Annotated in this window: 12 protein-coding genes; 5 read left to right on the top strand and 7 right to left on the bottom strand. The window is 71.6% G+C overall.

From position 1 onward, the window contains the following. Positions 1–16: 16 nt before the first annotated feature. Positions 17–484, bottom strand: coding sequence for an Lrp/AsnC family transcriptional regulator (locus tag ASF45_RS31150; protein WP_056672904.1), 468 nt, complete (start codon positions 482–484; stop codon positions 17–19). A 129-nt stretch (positions 485–613) separates the two neighbouring features. Between ASF45_RS31150 and ASF45_RS31145 the strand changes: the two genes are divergently transcribed. Beyond that, positions 614–1234 (top strand): LysE family translocator, encoded by a 621-nt coding sequence (locus ASF45_RS31145; protein ID WP_056672760.1) that lies wholly within the window; start codon positions 614–616, stop codon positions 1232–1234. Between the two features lie 40 nt (positions 1235–1274). Here the strand turns inward: ASF45_RS31145 and ASF45_RS31140 are convergent, their stop codons facing one another. The 3 genes from ASF45_RS31140 to ASF45_RS31130 are packed head-to-tail and all read right to left on the bottom strand — an operon-like array spanning position 1275 to position 5111. Continuing rightward, positions 1275–2783, bottom strand: a complete 1509-nt coding sequence (locus ASF45_RS31140) for an acetyl-CoA acetyltransferase (protein WP_056672759.1) — start codon at positions 2781–2783, stop codon at positions 1275–1277. After that, the gene (locus ASF45_RS31135) at positions 2780–3925 is read right to left on the bottom strand and encodes an acyl-CoA dehydrogenase family protein (protein ID WP_056672758.1); all 1146 of its coding nucleotides are present in this window, start codon (positions 3923–3925) and stop codon (positions 2780–2782) included. Before ASF45_RS31135 ends, ASF45_RS31140 begins: the two co-directional genes overlap by 4 nt. Position 3926: 1 nt before the next feature. Beyond that, positions 3927–5111: an acyl-CoA dehydrogenase family protein gene (locus ASF45_RS31130; protein WP_056672757.1), complete on the bottom strand. Its 1185-nt coding sequence runs from the start codon at positions 5109–5111 to the stop codon at positions 3927–3929. 162 nt (positions 5112–5273) lie between these two features. Here ASF45_RS31130 and ASF45_RS31125 point away from each other — a divergent pair, with 162 nt between their 5' ends. Together ASF45_RS31125 and ASF45_RS31120 are read left to right on the top strand one after the other, a co-directional pair. After that, entirely contained in the window at positions 5274–6005 is a 732-nt protein-coding gene (locus ASF45_RS31125; protein WP_056672756.1) for a c-type cytochrome, read from the top strand. Further along, positions 6002–7285: a cytochrome c gene (locus tag ASF45_RS31120; protein WP_056672755.1), complete on the top strand. Its 1284-nt coding sequence runs from the start codon at positions 6002–6004 to the stop codon at positions 7283–7285. Before ASF45_RS31125 ends, ASF45_RS31120 begins: the two co-directional genes overlap by 4 nt. Here ASF45_RS31120 and ybaL read toward each other — a convergent pair whose 3' ends face one another. Next, positions 7286–8986 (bottom strand): YbaL family putative K(+) efflux transporter, encoded by a 1701-nt coding sequence (gene ybaL / locus ASF45_RS31115; protein WP_056672754.1) that lies wholly within the window; start codon positions 8984–8986, stop codon positions 7286–7288. It lies immediately after the preceding gene. Between the two features lie 133 nt (positions 8987–9119). Next, entirely contained in the window at positions 9120–9857 is a 738-nt protein-coding gene (gene phbB, locus ASF45_RS31110) for an acetoacetyl-CoA reductase (RefSeq protein ID WP_056672753.1), read from the bottom strand. A gap of 215 nt (positions 9858–10072) precedes the next feature. Here phbB and nikR point away from each other — a divergent pair, with 215 nt between their 5' ends. After that, positions 10073–10561: a nickel-responsive transcriptional regulator NikR gene (nikR, locus tag ASF45_RS31105; RefSeq protein ID WP_056672752.1), complete on the top strand. Its 489-nt coding sequence runs from the start codon at positions 10073–10075 to the stop codon at positions 10559–10561. Here nikR and ASF45_RS31100 read toward each other — a convergent pair whose 3' ends face one another. Continuing rightward, a complete protein-coding gene (locus tag ASF45_RS31100) occupies positions 10562–11326 on the bottom strand; it encodes a crotonase/enoyl-CoA hydratase family protein (protein ID WP_056672751.1) in 765 nt (254 codons plus the stop codon). It abuts the gene before it with no gap. Between the two features lie 163 nt (positions 11327–11489). On the opposite strand from ASF45_RS31100, the gene ASF45_RS31095 reads away from it, so the two are divergent. Then, positions 11490–13091 carry an AMP-binding protein gene (locus ASF45_RS31095; protein ID WP_056672750.1) on the top strand — a complete coding sequence of 534 codons (1602 nt, stop codon included), beginning with the start codon at positions 11490–11492 and terminating at the stop codon, positions 13089–13091. Positions 13092–13211: the final 120 nt, after the last annotated feature.

Genomic DNA, 13211 nt, shown 5'->3' with positions numbered 1-13211 from the left:
CGGGGGAGCCGGCCGCTCAGGGGCGCCGAGCCGAGCCGGGCGGCACGAGGCCGCGGCGTTCGATGGGGGTGGAGAACACGATGGACGTGCGCGTCTCCCCATAGCCGTTGATGGTCCCGATGAAGCGCTCCAGGTCGGCCAGACCGGTGGCCACGACGGTCATCAGGTAGGAGTCCGCGCCAGCGACGTGGTGGCATTCGATCACCTCGGGCGCGCGCCCGAGCCGCTCCAGCAGCGCCTTCTTGCCAGGCTGGGTGGTGGTGATGCCCACGATGGCCTTGACGGGGTAACCCACCTTCGCCGCATCCACCTCGGCCACGAAGCGCTGGGCGATGCCGGCGTCCTGCAGCCGCCTGAGCCGCTCCGCTGTGGCGGCCACCGAGAGGCCCGCCGCCTCGGCAAGCGCCTTCAACGGCGCGCGCGCGTCCGCCTGCAATGCACGCAGCAGGCGCCAGGCCACTGCATCCAACACCGTCTTGTCCATCTGTGCCATCGGTGGATTTCACCAGAAGAATGCACGGTGAGACCGCGCCATGGCCGTCAAAAAGCACTGTGCGGGCGCGGGCTGGCGGCCGATCATCGTGGACCACTTCGGCTCCAGCGCACCTGCACCATGCTCGACATCCAGAACTACACCAGCTTCGTCACCGCCATCCTCGTGTTCCAGGCCGTCCCTGGCGCGGGCACGATCGCCATCCTCGACGCCACGGCACGCCAAGGCCGCGCGGCGGGCATGGCCGCGGTCCTCGGCACGCTGCTGGGCGACCTGGTTTTCATGGTGGGCGCTGCCCTGGGCCTTGCAGCCCTCATGCAGGCCCGGCCGGTGGTGTTCCAGGCGCTGCAGTGGTTTGGCGTGGCCTACCTGGTCTGGCTGGGTGTCCAGCTGCTGCGCAGCCCGGCCAGCGGCGGCCCGGCCCAGCCGGCACCCGCGCAGCCCGCGGCGGCCTACTTCCGCAAGGCGGTCCTGGTCAGCCTGACCAACCCCAAGGTCCTGCTGTTCTTTGTCGCGTTCTTCCCCTTGTTCCTCAAACCGGGGGCGTCCGCGGCCACGCTGCCTGTGATGATGCTGCACGTCACCGTGCTGAGCCTGGCCTACCAGGCGGCGCTGGTGCTGGTGGGAAACCTCATCGCCGTGCGCCTAGCAGGCTTTGCCGGGGCCAGGAGGGCCGCAACCCGGCTGGCGGGCCTGGCGCTGATCGGATTGGGCGCCAAGCTCGCCAGTGGCGTTCGCTGAGCTGCCGGCTGTTGGCCGGCCGCGGATGCCTCCAGGGCCGTCACGCGAACGCCCAGACCAGCAGCCCATCGTCACCGGGCGCCGTGCGCCCGGCGCGGCCGACAGGGCTGCGGTCGGCGTTGGTCAGCACCGCCAGTGCGGCGGCATCGTGCGGCGGCACGCGCGCCATCAGGCGTGCGCCGGTCGGTGTGCGCGCGATCACCACGCCGTGGGTGGCCTGGCCGTCGCGGCCGTAGATCACGGTGAAGGTCTCCAGCTGCGCCGCGCCGGCGTGGTCCAGCACCAGCGGCGGCACCGCGCCGCGCCGCGCATCCGCCGCAGCCTGCACGCTGTAGTCCTCGGCCAGCGCGCCGGGCGGCGCCGGATCGGCGCCCAGCACCAGCGCATGGTGCTTGGTCACGTACTCGCCCTGGCCGTACAGCAACCCGGCCTTGCCTGGCGCGGCACGCAGCGCCCGCACCAGGCCGCAGGCCGCGTGCGTCATGTAGTTGTTGAGCGGTGCGCCGAAGAAGCTCAGGCCACCGGTGGACGTCATGCGTGCATCGGCCGCCAGGCCCAGCGTGCGGCGTGCCATCTTGGGCACGACCGGGAAGCAGCTGTACAGCTCCAGCATGTCGAAGGCGGCGGCGTCGCCACCGGCCTGCGCCAGCACGGTCTCCATGACCAGGTCTTGCGCGTGCGAGCCGACGTAGTGGTCGCGCTGCAGGTAGTCGCGCGGCTCGCGCGCGGCCGCGCCGCCCCAGAGGTGGACCCAGCGCGCCGGCGGGATGCCCAGGGCGCGCGCCCGGCCTACGCTGGTCAGGAGCACACCCGCGCCCATGTTGACGACCGGGTTGGCCACCATGTGCTTGGTGTAAGGCCAGGCGATCAGCCGGTTGGCGGGGCCGGGCTCGGCCACCTCCTCGGGCGCGAAGCGCCGGTGCAGCCAGGCGTGCGGGTTGTCGGCGGCCACCTCGGAGTAGCGCGCCCACAGCCGGGCCGACTCGGCGTGCGCCTGGCGCGGTGTGAGCCCCCAGTGCGCGAGCGTCGCGTTCTCGTAGAACGGGTAGATCGTGGTGGGCATGAAGGCGCCCAGTTGCACGGCCACGGGATGGCACAGCACGGTGCCGCGCACGAGCTTGACGCTGTCGTCGCGCGGCGTCCAGGGCAGCGCCACGCCGGCCTTGGCCGCGGCGTCCACCGTGTAGCGTGCCTCGGCGCCGACGATGGCCGCCACCTGGCTCTCGCCGCGCGCGATGCGCAGCGCGGCCTCGTGGATGAAGCGCACGGGCGATTCGCCGCCGGTCTCGCCGTAGACGCTATGGGCCGGGCGGCAGCCCAGGCGCGCGGCCAGCAGGCCGGGCGCGTCGCTGTAGGGCCAGGAGTACTCGCACACCACGTCGAGCGCGTCCAGGCCCGCCAGCAGCGGGGCACCGGCGTCCTGCTCGGCTGCGCGCAGCGACTGCTCCATGAGCGCCAGCGGTTCCAGGCCGGGCGGCTCCTTGCTGCGGTGGACGGCCTCGCCGATGCCGACCAGGATGGGGGTGTTGTCGGGCAGCGCCGCCGTCATGCAGCGGCCTCGGCCAGATCGGCCACGCGGCGCAGGTGCCAGGACACCGGGCCGAACAGACCCTCGATCAGCGTGGCGCGCCGCATGTAGTGGCCCACCGCCAGTTCCTCGGTCATGCCCATGCCGCCGTGCAGCTGCACCGCCCCCTGGCCCACGGCCTTGCAGGCCTTGGACGCGGCCACCTTGGCCGAGGACACGGCGCGCGCGCGCTCGGCCGGCGTGAGACCGCCGGCCGCCAGCCGTTCGCCGACCTGGCCCGTCAGCGCGATGGCCTGCTCCAGCGCCATGTGCATGTCGGCCAGCCGGTGCTGCACGACCTGGAAGCTGGAGAGCGCGGCACCGAACTGCTTGCGCTGGCGCACGTAGTCCAGCGTGTCGCGCAGCAGCCGGCGCAGCACGCCCAGCGATTCGGCGCAGACGGCCAACGTGGCTTCGTCCAGCGCCTGCTCGATCTGCGGCAGCGCCGCGCCGGCCTCGCCCAACAGTGCCGTGGCCGGCAGGCGCACGTCGTCGAAGGCCAGTTCGGCCGCGCGGTCGCCGTCGCGCAGCGGGTAGGCACGCAGGCTGAGGCCCGGTGTATCGCGCGGCACCAGCAGCAGTGACACGCCCTGCGCCGCCTCCGGCGCGCCGGCGCTGCGCGCGCTCACGATGAAGTGGCTGGCCCAGGGCGCGGCGTGGACGACGGCCTTGCGGCCGTCCAGGCGCCAACCCTCGCCGTCGCGCGCGAGGCGCGTCTGCACCCAGCTGCGGCTGTGGCGGCCCTCGGCCTCGCCATGCGCGAAGGCCAGCACGGCGCGGCCTGCGACCACCTGTTCCAGCAGCGCATCGGCCGCGGCACCGGGGTGGCGCTGCAGCAGTCCGGCCCCCAGCACCATGGTGGCCAGGTAGGGCTGGGCCGCGAGCGAGGCGCCCAGCGTTTCCATGATGGCCAGGTGCGCGGCCAGGCCCAGGCCGAGCCCGCCCTGGGCCTCGGGCAGCGCGGCGCGCAGCAGGTCGAGTTCGCGCGCCAGGCCAGGCCAGAACGGCGGCGGCGCGGTGTCGGCATCGCGCAGCGCGGACAGGCGCGCTTCGAAGCCGTGGCAGTCTTCCAGGTAGCGGGCCAGGCTGTCCTGCAGCATGACCAGAGTGTCTTCGTGTGCCATGTCAGTTGGAAAGCAGGTGGGCGGCGATCAGGTTGCGCTGAACTTCGTTGGTGCCGGCATAGATGCTCGCAGCCCGGTCGTTGAGGTAGGCCGACATCGCGTAGACGGCCTCTTCGGGCAGCGGCAGCGGGCCGTCCAGGCGGTCGTCCAGCGGCAGGCCCACGGCCGCGTACTGGGCGGCGATCTCCACGGCCAGCTCGTCCAGGCGCTGGCGCAGTTCGGTGCCCAGGGTCTTGCCCATGGACGGCCGGATGCCACGCGGCTCGCCGCGCACCTGCGCGCGCAGGGCGGCCATGTCCATGGCGTCCATCGCGTCGACCGCGCACTCCAGTTCGGCGAGCTGGAGCGCCAGGTCGCCGGCCTCCGCACCGTGCAGGTTCGCCTGCGCGAACGCGCGGCGCTGGCGCCGCAAGCGCGCGCGCAGCTGCGGCGCATAGCTGCCGCCGCGCTCGTGCTGCAGCAGGTACTTGGCAATCGTCCAGCCCTGGTTCTCCTCGCCGATGCGGCCGGACACGGGCACGCGCACGTTGTCGAAGAACACCTGGTTCAGCTCGTGGTCGCCCGAGATGCTGATGATGGGCCGCACCGTGATGCCGGGCGTGTCCATGTCGAAGCACAAAAAGCTGATGCCGGCCTGCGGCTTGCCGCCGGTGGCCGTGCGCACCAGGCAGAACATGCGGTTGGCGTACTGCGCGTGCGTGGTCCAGATCTTGGTGCCGTTGATCACGTAGTCGTCGCCCTCGCGCACGGCGCGGCACTGCAGCGAGGCCAGGTCCGAGCCCGCGCCGGGCTCCGAGTAGCCCTGGCACCAGTAGTCGTCGCCGCTGCGGATGGCGGGCAGCCAGCGCTGCTGCTGCTCGGGCGTGCCGAAGGCGATGATGACGGGCGCCACCATGCCCGGCCCCATGGGTGCGCGGGGGGGCGCGTCGGCCGCGGCCAGCTCGCTCGCGAAGATGTGGTGCTGCACCGGCGTCCAGCCCGTGCCGCCATGCTCCACCGGCCAATGCGGCACGCTCCAGCCGCGCTGCGCGAGGATGCGGTGCCAGCGGTTGCCGTCGTGGTATTCGGTGAAGATGCCGCTGCAGCGCCGGCCGGCCAGGCGCAGCTCGGGTGTCAGCGCGTGCGCGAGGAAATCGCGCACCTCGTCGCGAAACCGCAGTTCTTCGTCGTTCAGTGCCCCAGACACAGGTCTTCTCCCTTCGATGGCCAAGCCTGCACTGTGCGCGCGCGCGACCGCACGCGAATCGTCGGAACGGACGACGGCGTCACCCGGGGGACATCTGATCCGGTCCAGCCCCGGCGAACTGATGCTGTCTTGCCACTGCGGCTTGGGGCATCATCGACCGCCGTGAACACCAGTCCTGCCACGCGCGCTCTGCGCCCAGCCCTGCTCCTTTCCCTGGCACTGCTGGGCGGCGCCGCCCAGGCCGCGCCGCCCACCGTGCAGGACACCATGGCCCAGCGCATGGTGGCCTGCGCGGTCTGCCATGGCCCCGCGGGCCGCGCCGGGCCCGACGGCTACTACCCGCGCATCGCGGGCAAGCCGGCGGGCTACCTCTACCACCAGTTGCTGAACTTCCGCGACGGCCGGCGCCACTATGGCCTCATGACGCAGATGGTGGACCGGCTCAGCGACGACTACCTGCGCGAGATCGCGGGCTACTTCGCGGCGCTGGAAGTGCCCTACCCGCCCCCCGCACCCGCAGCGGCGCCGGCCGCGCTGATCGAACGTGGCCACCAGCTCGTGCAGCACGGCGATGCCGCGCGCGGCCTGCCGGCCTGCGTGCAATGCCATGGCGCGGCCATGACCGGCGTGGCGCCCAACGTGCCGGGCCTGCTGGGCCTGCCACGCGACTACCTGAACGGCCAGCTCGGTGCCTGGAAGACCGGCCAGCGCCGCGCGCTGGCGCCCGACTGCATGGCCCATGTGGCCCAGCGCCTGGCCGATGCCGACGTGGCGGCGGTCTCAGGCTGGCTCGCGGCCCAGCCCGTGCCCGCCGAGGCCAAGGCCGCGGCCCAGGCACCTGCCGGCAACACGCTGGCCTGCGGCAGCGCGCCCGAACTCGGGGGTGCGCGATGAAGCGCCTGTCGCAGCTCCTCGGCGCGCTCGTGCTGCTGCTGGCCGCCGCCAGCGCGCTGGTCTGGTGGCTCAACGTGCGCGGCGAGCCGGACCTCTCCGTGGCCGAGCCGCCCGTGCCGGCCACGCCCGCGTTGATCGCGCGCGGCGCCTACCTCGCCCAGGCCGGCAACTGCGCGGCCTGCCACACGGCGCGCGGCGGCGAGCCGTTCGCGGGCGGCACGCCCATCCCCACGCCCTTCGGCACGGTCTACGGCAGCAACCTCACGCCCGACCCCACGCACGGCCTGGGCGCCTGGAGCGCCACGGAATTCTGGCGCGCCATGCACCATGGCCGTTCGCGCGATGGCCGCCTGCTCGTGCCGGCCTTCCCGTACACGAGCTTCACCGAGGTCACGCGCGCCGACGCGGACGCGCTGTTCGCCTTCCTGCGCAGCCAGCCGGCCGTGGCCCGGCCCAACCTCGCGCACGAGCTGCGCTTCCCCTACAACCAGCAGGCCGCGCTGGCGGTCTGGCGCGCGCTGTACTTCCGGCCCGGCGCGTACCAGCCCGAGCCCGCGCAGACGGCCGAGTGGAACCGTGGCGCCTACCTCGTGCGCGGCCTGGGCCATTGCGCGGCCTGCCACACCACGCGCAACGCCTGGGGTGCCAGCGACGAGCGGCTGCCGCTGTCCGGCGGCCTGATCCCGATGCAGAACTGGTACGCGCCCGCTCTGACCGCCGCCAGCGAGGCCAGCGTGGCCGACTGGCCCGTGGACGAGGTCGTGGCGCTGTTGCGCAATGGCGTGGCGCCGCGCGGCTGGGCCGCCGGCCCCATGGCCGAGGTGGTGCTGCGCAGCACCCAGCACCTGACGACCGAGGACCTCACGGCCATGGCCGTCTACCTGCAGGCGCTGCCGCAGCAGCCGGCCCCGCCGCCGCCCGCGCGCGTGGCGCCCAGCGCGGAGACTGCCACACTGGGCCGCCAGCGCTACGAACAGCATTGCGCCCAATGCCATGGCGAGCGCGGAGAAGGCGCCGGCCTGGCCTACCCACCGCTGGCCGGCAACCGGGCCGTGACCATGGCGTCCACGGCCAACCTCGTGCAGGTGGTGCTGCATGGCGGCTTCACGCCGGCCACGGCCGGCAACCCGCGCCCCTACGGCATGCCGCCCTTCGTGCTGGCATTGACGGACCGCGAGATCGCGGCCGTGCTGACCTATGTGCGCGGCGCCTGGGGCAACCAGGCGGCCAGCGTCAGCGAGTTCGACGTGAGCCGGCTGCGCGCGAGCACGCAGCGCTGATCAGTGCGCCGCGGCGCCGACCGTGGTGCGCTCCACCACGTGGCGCGCCATGGACTGCGCCAGCTCCTGCTCGCCCAGGAACACGCGGCCGGCCTGCTCCTCGTTGAGCAGCCGCGCCTCGGTCTCGCTGTGCGTGCGCACGGCGATCTCGATCCCGGGATTCAGCGCGCGCGCCACCGCGATCATCTGGCGCACGTTGAGTGAATCGGGCGTGGCGATGACCAGCATGCGCGCGCGTGCGATGTGGGCCTGGACCAGCGTGGACGGCTCGGAGGCATCGCCGAACACCGCCGCCACCCCCTCGCCGCGCAGGCGCTCCACGGTCTCGCGGTTCTGCTCGGCCACGACGAAGGGAATGTGGTGTGCCTGCATGGTGGCCGCGATGCGCCGGCCGACGCGGCCGTAGCCCACCAGCACGACCTGCTGGGCCAGGTACTTCTGCTCGGTGTGCGTGGGCAGTTCGGCCATGGGGTCGTCGCGCGCCTCCATGCGCCGCGCCGCGGCCGAGCGCGCGAGGATCCAGCGCTGCATGGGCTCGGAGCAGTAGAAGGCCGCGGGGTTCAGCGCGATCGAGATCAGCGCGCCGGCCAGCACCAGGCTCTGGCCCTCGGGCGGCAACAGGCCCAGCGAGGCGCCCAGGCCCACCAGGATGAACGAGAACTCGCCGATCTGCGCGAGGCTGGCCGAGACCGTCAGCGCCGTGTTGAGCGGGTAGCGGAAGGCCAGCACCAGGGCCGCGGCGGCGATCGACTTGCCGACCACGATGATGCCGACCACGGCGATCACCTGCAGCGGCCGCTGCACCAGCACCATGGGGTCGAACAGCATGCCGACCGAGACGAAGAACAGCACGGCGAAGGCGTCGCGCAGCGGCAGCGATTCCTCGGCTGCGCGGTGGCTGAACTCGGACTCGCGCATGACCATGCCGGCGAAGAAGGCGCCCAGCGCGAACGACACGCCGAACAGCGCGGTGGAACCGAACGCGATGCTGACGGCCGCCGCGACCACGCACAGCGTGAACAGCTCGCGCGAACCGGTGCGCTGCACCTGCCAGAGCAACCACGGGAAGAAGCGCCGCCCGACGATCAGCATCAGTGCGACGAAGCCGCCGACCTGCAGCAGCGTGAGGCCCAGCGTCTTCCACAGCGCGTTGGCATCGGCCACTTCACCACCAGCCAGCCAGCCGCCCAGCGGCGGCAGCAGCACGAGCACCAGCACCATGGCCAGGTCTTCGACGACCAGCCAGCCCACCGCGATGCGGCCGTTGAAGGAATCGAGCACACCGCGGCTCTCCAGCGCGCGCAGCAGCACCACGGTGCTGGCCACCGACAACGACAGGCCGAACACCAGCGCGCCGCCCAGGTTCCAGCCCCACAGCGTGGCCAGCGCCATGCCCAGCGCCGTGGCCACGGCCATCTGCACCACCGCACCGGGCAGCGCGATCTTGCGCACGGCCAGCAGGTCGTCCAGCGAGAAGTGCAGGCCCACGCCGAACATCAGCAGCATCACGCCGATCTCGGCCAGTTGCGCGGCGATCTCGGCATCGGCCACGAAGCCGGGCGTGAACGGGCCGATCACCACGCCCGCCAACAGGTAGCCCACCAGGGCCGGCAAGCGAACGCACGCGGCGAGAAAGCCGAACACCAAGGCCAGGCCCAGACCGACGGCGATCGTGCTGATCAGGGAAACGCTGTGCGGCATGTCGGTGGTCTTTCGGGTTGGTCTGTGGTGCCTGGCCAGGTGCAGGCCAATTTACCGTAGCGCTGCGATGCGTCCGGCCCCGAAACGAAAAAACCCGCCGAAGCGGGTTTGCTGTGACAAGGCCGAGGCCGTGTCAGCCCATGTGCAGGCCGCCGTTGACCGAGAAATCGGCCCCGGTGGAGTAGCCGCCTTCGTCGGAGGCCAGCCAGGCGATGATGGAGGCGATCTCCTCGGGCTGGCCCAGGCGCTTGACGGGGATGGTGGCGACGATCTTGTCGAGCACGTCCTGGCGGATGGCCTTGACCATGTCGGTGCCGATGTAGCCCGGGCTCACGGTGTTGACGGTCACGCCCTTGTTGGCCAGCTCCTGCGCCAGCGCCATCGTGAAGCCGTGCATGCCGGCCTTGGCGGCCGAGTAGTTGGTCTGGCCGGCCTGGCCCTTCTCGCCGTTCACGGAGGAGATGTTGACGATGCGGCCCCAGCCCTTCTCGACCATGTCGCCCACCACCTGCTTGGTGACGTTGAACATGGAGTTCAGGTTGGTCTCGATGACGGCGTCCCAGTCCTCGCGCGTCATCTTGAGGAACATGCGGTCCTTGGTGATGCCGGCGTTGTTGACCAGCACGTCGATGGATCCATGCTCGGCCTTGGCCTTGGTGAAGGCCTCGACCGTGGAATCCCAATTGCCTACGTTGCCCACCGATGCGTAGAAGGTGTAGCCCTGGGCCGCCTGTTCAGCGATCCATTTGGCGTGGTCGCGCGTGGGGCCGCAGCCAGCGATCACTTTGAAGCCTTCCTTGTGCAGGCGCCGGCAGATGGCGGTCCCGATGCCGCCCATGCCGCCGGTGACGTAAGCGATCTTCTGTGTCATTTCAAAAATCTCCGTAGTAGGTCCAACCGACCTATCAAGAACTGTACCGAAGATGAAAACCCCCTCGCCCCAGGAAAACACTGAAGGTGGTATGCGTTTGTCACACGCATTGATGACGGTCATGCTCTTGCACGCACTGCGGCGGTGCACAACGACAGGGGCCACGGGTGCTGGAGCCCACGGCGGTGCCATGGCGATGCGGCACACTCGCGCGCATGCAACGCTTCACCATCTCGCTGGACGATGCGCTGGCCCGGCAGTTCGATGAACTGATCGCGGCCAAGGGCTACGAGAACCGCTCCGAAGCCGTGCGCGACCTGATCCGCTCGCGCCTGGGCGACGCCTCGCTGGCGACCCCGGCCAGCGCGGCCTTCAAGCCCGTGGACCCATGGTGCGTGGCCACGGTGAGCTACGTCTACGACCACCACGACCAGACTGTGGCGCGGCGCGTGCTGGACCTGCAGCACGAACACCACGACCTCGTGGTCAGCAGCCTGCACACGCACCTGGACCACGAGGATTGCCTGGAAACGGCTGTGCTGCGCGGCCCGCTCGCCGCGGTGCAGGCCTGTGCAGAGCGGCTGGTGGCGCTGCGCGGCGTGCGACACGGCGCCATGCACCTGGTGCCGCTGGCGGCCCCGGACCACGGCCACACGCACGGCCATGGGCTGGCGCGGCACCAGCACCAGAAGCCGCTCAGCTGATCAGCGGCCGGTCCAGTTCGGCTTGCGCTTTTCCGCGAACGCGGCCGAACCTTCGCGGGCATCGGACGAGGTGAACACCGGGGCCGCGATGGGCTTTTGGCGCTCGAACATCTCGGCCTGGCTCCAGTCGGCCGATTCGCGCACGATGCGCTTGCTCGTCGCCACGGCTAGGGGGCCGTTGGCGGCCACGCTCTCTGCCAGTTGCAAGGCGCCGGCCAGCGCCTGGCCCGGCTCGGCCAGGCGGTTCACGAGGCCCAGGGCATGGGCGCGCTCGGCGTCCAGCATGTCGCCCGTCAGCGCGAACTCCATGGCCACGTGGTAGGGGATGCGGCGCGGCAGACGGATGAGCCCGCCCGCGGACGCCACCAGGCCGCGTTTGGCTTCGGGCAGGCCGAACTTGGCAGCGCGCGACGCCACCACGAGGTCGCAGGCCAGCACCATCTCGAAGCCGCCGGCCAGCGCATAGCCCTCCACCGCGGCGATCAGCACCTTGCGCGGCGGCCGCTCGGTGAGACCCGCGAAGCCGCGGCCGTCCACGCTCGGCCGCTCGCCACGCAGGAAGCCCTTGAGGTCCATGCCGGAGCAGAAGGTGCCGCCGGAGCCCGTGACGATGCCCAGGCGCAGGTCGTCGCGCGCATCGAGTTCGTCGAGCGCGGCGGCCAGCGCCTCGGCGGTGGCGCGGTCCATGGCGTTGCGCGCCTCGGGCCGGTGCATGGTCATCACGAGCACGTTGCCGCGCACGTCGGTTTGCAGGCTGTCTGCCATGGTGGTGTCCTTTCGATGAGGGTCCGCGACATCGCGATGCGGCGAGTGTTGGAAGCTTTGCGCCGCTGACCTGTTGCCTGTGCGACAGGCTCGGGGTAACCACGGGTCCGTGGTGCTTTGGCAGCACGGGATCATGACTTTCTCAAGCCTTCCACGAGATCCCATGACACCTCCGCTCACCGGGTGGTTGCCCCCCTTGCCGGTCGGCGTCGCAGCCGACAAGCCGGCCTTCATCGACGGCGGCAGCGGCCGCGCTGTCACGCACGGCACACTCGCCCTGCGCGCCGCGCGCATCGGCGGCTGGCTCGTCGGGCTGGGCCTCGCCCCCGGCGACGGCATCGCGATGCTGCTGGAAAACCGCGCCGAGCTCGTCGAGCTGGCGCTGGGCGCCGAACGCGCGGGCCTGTACCACACGCCCATCGGCACGCAGCTCTCGCCGGGCGAGATCGACCACCTGCTGCGCGACTGCGGCGCCCGCGTGTTCGTGGCCTCACAGGCCATGCTGGAAGGACCGGGTGCCGGCCTGGACCTGCCACCCGGCCTGACGCTGGTGGTGCTCGACGGCCCGCGCGAAGGCTGGTCGGACTACGAGGAGGCACTTGCCAGCGTCCCGGCGCAGCAGTTGCCGGCCATCTGGGAGCAGCTCTCGCAGCGCCCGCAAGGGCGCGACCTGCTGTACTCCTCGGGCACCACGGGGCGGCCCAAGGGCGTCAAACGCGCGCTGGTGCCACGCCTGCCCGTGGGGCAGGTGCCGCCCGACATCGACAGCTGGCGCCAGCTCTACGGCTTCGGCGCCGACACGGTCTACCTCTCGCCCGCGCCGCTGTACCACGCGGCACCGCTGCGCTACACGCTGCGCGTGATCGGACTGGGCGGCACGGCCGTGGTCATGCCGAAATTCGATGCCGAACAGGCGCTGGCCCTGGTCGAACGCCACCGCGTGAGCCACAGCCAATGGGTGCCGACCATGTTCGGCCGCCTGCTGCGCCTGCCCGAGGAGGTGCGTGCGCGGTACGACCTGTCGTCGCTGCGCGTGGCCATCCACGCGGCCGCGCCCTGCCCCGTGGAGGTCAAGCGCGCCATGCTCGACTGGTGGGGCGATGTCATCCACGAGTACTACGCCGGCTCCGAGGGCGTGGGCATCACGGTCGCCGGGCCGCAGGAATGGCGGGCGCGGCCGGGCACGGTCGGCAAGGCGCTGGGTTGCGGCGTGCACATCGTCGGCGAGGACGGCGCCGAGCTGCCTGCCGGTGAGATCGGCGCGATCTACTTCTCGGGCATGCCCGGCGCAAGCTACCTCAACGACGCGGACAAGACACGCGGCCTGTACAACGCACAGGGCTGGGCCACCTACGGCGACATCGGCCACCTGGACGCCGATGGCTACCTGTTCCTGAGCGACCGGCGTGCCGACCTGATCCTGTCGGGCGGCGTCAACGTCTATCCAAAGGAGATCGAGGACGCACTGGCGCCGCATCCGGACGTGGACGACGTGGGTGTGGTCGGCGTGCCCGACGCCGACTTCGGCGAGGTGCCCAAGGCCATCGTGCGCCTGCGCCCCGGCCTCAGCGCGGACGCCGCGCGCGCCCAGGCCCTGCTGGCCTACCTGCAGGGCCGCCTGGCGCGCACCAAGCTACCGCGCTCCGTGGTGTTCGATGCGGCCTTGCCGCGCATGGACAACGGCAAGCTGCTGCGCCGCGTGCTCAAGGAGCGCTACCGCGACCAGCCCGGGGCTGGCTTCACATTGCGGCCGCCCGCGCACTGAAGCCTGCGGAACGGCGCCGCCCGGCACGCCAGGGCTGCACGAACGGAGTGGCGAGCAACGTCCTGAAAAAGCTGCAGTCTCCTTTCCGGCTATGCTCGCGCCCTTTTTCGAAGGAATCAG

This window comes from Pseudorhodoferax sp. Leaf265, from assembly GCF_001422365.1.
Taxonomy (GTDB): Bacteria; Pseudomonadota; Gammaproteobacteria; order Burkholderiales; family Burkholderiaceae_C; genus Pseudorhodoferax.
The sequence above is the reverse complement of the archived record's forward strand: the minus strand, read 5'-3'. Positions and strand labels throughout refer to the sequence as shown.

What these genes read in the sequence shown, in the direction of transcription:
- ASF45_RS31100 (WP_056672751.1), bottom strand. Translation starts at nt 11,326, where the DNA reads ATGGCAGACAGCCTGCAAACCGACGTGCGCGGCAACGTGCTCGTGATG.
- ASF45_RS31095 (WP_056672750.1), top strand. Translation starts at nt 11,490, where the DNA reads ATGACACCTCCGCTCACCGGGTGGTTGCCCCCCTTGCCGGTCGGCGTC.
- ybaL (WP_056672754.1), bottom strand. Translation starts at nt 8,986, where the DNA reads ATGCCGCACAGCGTTTCCCTGATCAGCACGATCGCCGTCGGTCTGGGC.
- ASF45_RS31120 (WP_056672755.1), top strand. Translation starts at nt 6,002, where the DNA reads ATGAAGCGCCTGTCGCAGCTCCTCGGCGCGCTCGTGCTGCTGCTGGCC.
- ASF45_RS31135 (WP_056672758.1), bottom strand. Translation starts at nt 3,925, where the DNA reads ATGGCACACGAAGACACTCTGGTCATGCTGCAGGACAGCCTGGCCCGC.
- phbB (WP_056672753.1), bottom strand. Translation starts at nt 9,857, where the DNA reads ATGACACAGAAGATCGCTTACGTCACCGGCGGCATGGGCGGCATCGGG.
- ASF45_RS31150 (WP_056672904.1), bottom strand. Translation starts at nt 484, where the DNA reads ATGGACAAGACGGTGTTGGATGCAGTGGCCTGGCGCCTGCTGCGTGCA.
- nikR (WP_056672752.1), top strand. Translation starts at nt 10,073, where the DNA reads ATGCAACGCTTCACCATCTCGCTGGACGATGCGCTGGCCCGGCAGTTC.
- ASF45_RS31140 (WP_056672759.1), bottom strand. Translation starts at nt 2,783, where the DNA reads ATGACGGCGGCGCTGCCCGACAACACCCCCATCCTGGTCGGCATCGGC.
- ASF45_RS31145 (WP_056672760.1), top strand. Translation starts at nt 614, where the DNA reads ATGCTCGACATCCAGAACTACACCAGCTTCGTCACCGCCATCCTCGTG.